Consider the following 4,338-nt stretch of genomic DNA (forward strand, 5'->3'; position numbering starts at 1 on the left):
TGTAAAATTTCTTGTTCGGGTAAAAAATATCTTAAAGCCGCATTAGCTGCCAATAGTCCAATAATTGTCAATGAAATCGTTCCTGTGCCTTCCTTATGAAGTGTCATTTTCTGAGCTGTTTAGTTTTTTAGAACCGCAAATATAATCAAACAATGTTTTTACGTTATCTTCACGGCTCAAATATTTATAATGCGTGTGCAAAAGCTGTGGATAAGTTGGTGTTTCACGTGGAAAAACTCTTGATATAATTATGCAAAAACTCTTTTTTTGGCAAAACTGGCCTAAAAATGAACGATTTAGCTTTGTTTTTATTCTTACGATACTTTTCACCTCAATTTTATTACTTTCATTTTATTGGTTTAAAGGTTTAGAAAATGTCATTCACTGGGATATTCTCAGCGAGCTTGACGAAATTCCAGCCGCTTTAGATACTTTCTCGGATGGCCAATTAAAGTTTACCATCAATGGAAATGCTTATATTGTCAAAGAGCGTTATCTCGCTTCGATGATGGATATTAACCTTTGGGCAAATCATGCTTTTGCAATATTTTTTATTTTAGGTCTGAATTTGCTGTTGAGTGCCTTTTCGGGCATGAGCCGATATTGGTTTTTGGGTGGAATGGTTTTGCTGGCAGGTATTCTGATAACTTTTCATCTCGAAATAGTCTTTAACTCAGTCAATCAACTGCCATTTTTGGTGGCGTTTGGTGCGTTTGCCGGTTTGGCTTTTTATTTCAACACATTTGCCACTCAAATCACTTCCCTGAAAAGATTCTTAGCTTTTCTTGTTTTGAGTGTAGCTGCGGCTGCCTTAATTGGCTTTACAGCAAAAGCGGCAAACCCAAGTTTGGCAGTTTTTTCTTATGGTTTGCTTTCGGCAATTATTCTATCAGCAATTTTTATCTTATTGGTTGCTCACGAAATCTCGGCAAGTTTGGTTTGGGTGGTATCAAATTCGGGCGTGAAAAATCGCAATCATATTCCTTCTTTTTTGGTAATTTCGAGTATTTATCTGCTCAATGTGCTTTTAATTTATCTCGAAAAATCGCAGTATATCGACTGGAATATTATTTCAATAAATCCAGTAGCTCTCTTTGGCATTTCTATGATTTTAGGAATTTGGGGTTTCAGAGATTATTCTGAGCAATCGAATTTCTTTGATTTTAGGAGCATTGGCTCGTGGTTTTATTTAGGTTTGGCCATTATTACAACGGCCACGATTGGCTACGCCTACGCAACTGCCAACGACCCACTCATTGAGGCCTTCGAAGATTTTATCTCGTATGCTCACGTGGCGATGGGGCTTTGCTTTTTCTTTTATGTGCTGATAAACTTTACGCAACCACTTCAAAAAGGTTTGGAAGTGCATAAAGTGATTTACAAACCAAAGTTTTATGAATTGTTGCTTTTCAGAATGGCGGCGGCAATTTTGGTTTTCATGCTGATTTCGTTCAAAAACTATAATAATTACTTCCAAACTAAAGCTGGCTATTATAATGCTATCGCCGATTATTATACTGCCACCGAAGATTTTCAAGCGGCTGAGACTTTTTACAAAGAAGCTTTGCATTTCGATATTCGTAACCATAAATCAAATTATGCGTTGGCGTCGTTGGCTCTGAAAAATGGTGATAAAGAAAATACAGGTTTATTTCTGAAAAATGCTTTAGAAAAAAATGCCAGTCCGTTTGCGTATGCGGGTTTGAGTAAAGTTTTGCAAGAAAAAGACATGTTTTTTGATGCTCTTTTTACTTTGCGTGAAGGCGTGAGTAAATTTCCACAGAATCAACAGCTTTTGACCAACATTGCGTATCTCTACGAAAAAACAAAAGTGCTTGACTCAACTTTTCATTATCTGAATTTAGCCAAAACAAACTGCTCTGACTGCGATTTAGCGGAATCTAATTTGTTAGCGTATCAATTAAAATATGGAGAAAAAGATTCTCTTTACAAATCATTAAAGGCATCAAATCCAAAACTCGGAGGAGATAATCGAGCAACAAAAAGCATGAGTCTTCGTGCAAATAGGGCTGCTGCCGATAAAATTTTACTGGTGCAGGCAACGACAAATATCGAATTAACAAAAGATTCTGCCATAAACGTAAGTCAATTTGCATTGCTTTATAATTTGTCGTCGTTTAATAATGCGATGTTTCCATATTCAAGCAAAGATTTGCAGAATATTCAGCGAAAGGAAGTAAACAACGATTTCTATGAAGATTTGGAGTTTGCGATTTCTTGTCGAAATTATTTCAGTGAAAGTAAACTTGAAGGGTTGAAACAATTGGCGATTTTGGCCAATGACTCGACCAAACATAAACCTTTATATAATCAAGTAGCTGGAATGTGGTTTTTGCAACAAGGCGTGTATGATAAAGCGGTAGAACTTTTAAGTAAAGCTGGCGATGTTTCGTCAGTAGAAGTTTTGCAAAAACAAAATTATCAACAAACAATTGCCGACTTCCAAAAAGCTAAAGCTGAGGAATTATTTAAAACTGCTTTAACTAAAAAAGCTGACTTTGATAAGGTTTTGCAGGAAAATCCACTAAATCCTTATGTTTTGAATAAAGTCGCTGATTTTTATAACAATACTCTCAAAAAGCCTAACGATGCTTATAATTTTGTTTTCAGAGCAGCCGAATTGAATGATACTTCCGCCGAAATATGGAAGTTATACACACTACAATCGCTCAAGATTGGCTTGACCGACTACGTGGCCGATGGTTTAGCAAAAGTACAACAGCTAAGTAGCCCTGCCGATTATCAAGCATTTCTTTCCATCTATCAAGCCCAAAAAGCATTGATGGAAAAAACAAAGGATGGTTTTGAATGATTCAGTAATTTAGCCCCCAAACCCCCGATGGGGGCTTCCTGTTTTTCATACAAGGAGAAATAATGAAACATTTATCCAAATAAAATTCCCCCATCGGGGGTTAGGGGGCAATGAAAATTATCGAAACAACCAATATTTCAAAACGCTACATCATGGGTAGCGAAATTATTGACGCCTTAAAATCGGTAACGATTTCGGTCGATAAAGGTGAATATGTAGCATTTATGGGGCCTTCGGGGTCGGGTAAATCTACATTGATGAACATTATTGGTTGTTTGGATTCCCCAACGGGCGGACGCTACGTTTTGAACAACAATGACGTAAGTCGCATGAGCGAAAACGAACTGGCCGAAGTCCGAAACAAAGAAATTGGTTTCGTTTTTCAGACATTTAACTTGCTTCCTCGTCAATCAGCCCTCGAAAATGTGGCCTTGCCTTTGATTTATGCGGGATATACCAAATCGCAGAGAACAGAAAAAGCCATGCTTGCCCTCAAAAATGTGGGTCTTGATAATAGAGCCCATCATAAACCAAACGAACTTTCGGGTGGGCAGCGTCAACGTGTAGCCATTGCCCGTGCGTTAGTGAATGACCCAAGTATTCTATTGGCCGATGAACCAACGGGTAACTTAGATACTCGTACTTCTTATGAAATCATGGAGTTGTTCGACCAGCTATATTCCAAAGGAAATACCATCGTAATGGTTACGCACGAAGAAGACATTGCCAAATATTCGCACCGAATCATTCGTTTGCGTGATGGTTTGTTGGAGTCAGATAAAGTAAATCCAGAGCCAACCAACCCACGAGAAATGGCCAAGCTTTTTGCCGAAAAAGTAAAGGAGTAGAATATTTTACCGTTCAATCAAAAAGTGTGGGATTATTTTTATAAAAACTAATATATTTCAAACTAAAATACATTCTTTATCGTTTATAACCATATATCACAAATCTAACTTATATGAAAAAAGTACTATCATTTTTATTATTAATGCTTGCAATTAATAGCTTATCATTTGCACAAGCAAGCCCGCGTGTATCGGCAGAAAGTGCAAATGTAAAAGTAGCTTACGGTCAACCTTCTAAAAAAGGCCGCGTGATTTTTGGTGGATTAGAGAAATTCGGAACAGTATGGCGTACTGGTGCTGATGGTGCAACTGAAATCACTTTCAAAAAAGATGTAAAATTTGGTGGTAAATCTGTGAAAGCAGGTACTTATTCTTTATTCTCTAAATTAGGCGAAAAAGAATGGACTATCATCTTGAATAGCGAATTAGGTCAATGGGGCTCATACGGTTACGATAAAATCAAAGATAAAAACGTAGCTGAAGTTACAGTTCCTGTAAAAACATTAAAAGACGTAGTAGAGAAACTTACATTCACTACTAATGACAAAGTTTTAACCATTTCCTGGGATACGACGAGTGTGAGCGTACCTATGGAGTTTTAGGGTTTAGGTAAGTGTAGTAATAAAAAGCCGAGGTTTTGCCTCGGCTTTTTTTGTG

At 37.2% G+C, this 4,338-nt stretch carries 3 protein-coding genes; all 3 read left to right on the plus strand.

Annotation, left to right across the window (positions count from 1 at the left end):
* Positions 1 to 250 precede the first annotated feature (250 nt).
* Entirely contained in the window at positions 251 to 2,833 is a 2,583-nt protein-coding gene (locus tag ACOVO2_RS07450) for a tetratricopeptide repeat protein (RefSeq protein ID WP_421769367.1), read from the plus strand.
* A gap of 110 nt (positions 2,834 to 2,943) precedes the next feature.
* Positions 2,944 to 3,681, plus strand: coding sequence for an ABC transporter ATP-binding protein (locus ACOVO2_RS07455; protein WP_188767232.1), 738 nt, complete (start codon positions 2,944 to 2,946; stop codon positions 3,679 to 3,681).
* A gap of 113 nt (positions 3,682 to 3,794) precedes the next feature.
* Positions 3,795 to 4,283 carry a DUF2911 domain-containing protein gene (locus ACOVO2_RS07460; RefSeq protein WP_421769368.1) on the plus strand — a complete coding sequence of 163 codons (489 nt, stop codon included), beginning with the start codon at positions 3,795 to 3,797 and terminating at the stop codon, positions 4,281 to 4,283.
* Positions 4,284 to 4,338 lie beyond the last annotated feature (55 nt).

Origin of the sequence: Emticicia sp., from assembly GCF_049241225.1 — a bacterium.
Classification (GTDB): Bacteria; Bacteroidota; Bacteroidia; order Cytophagales; family Spirosomataceae; genus Emticicia.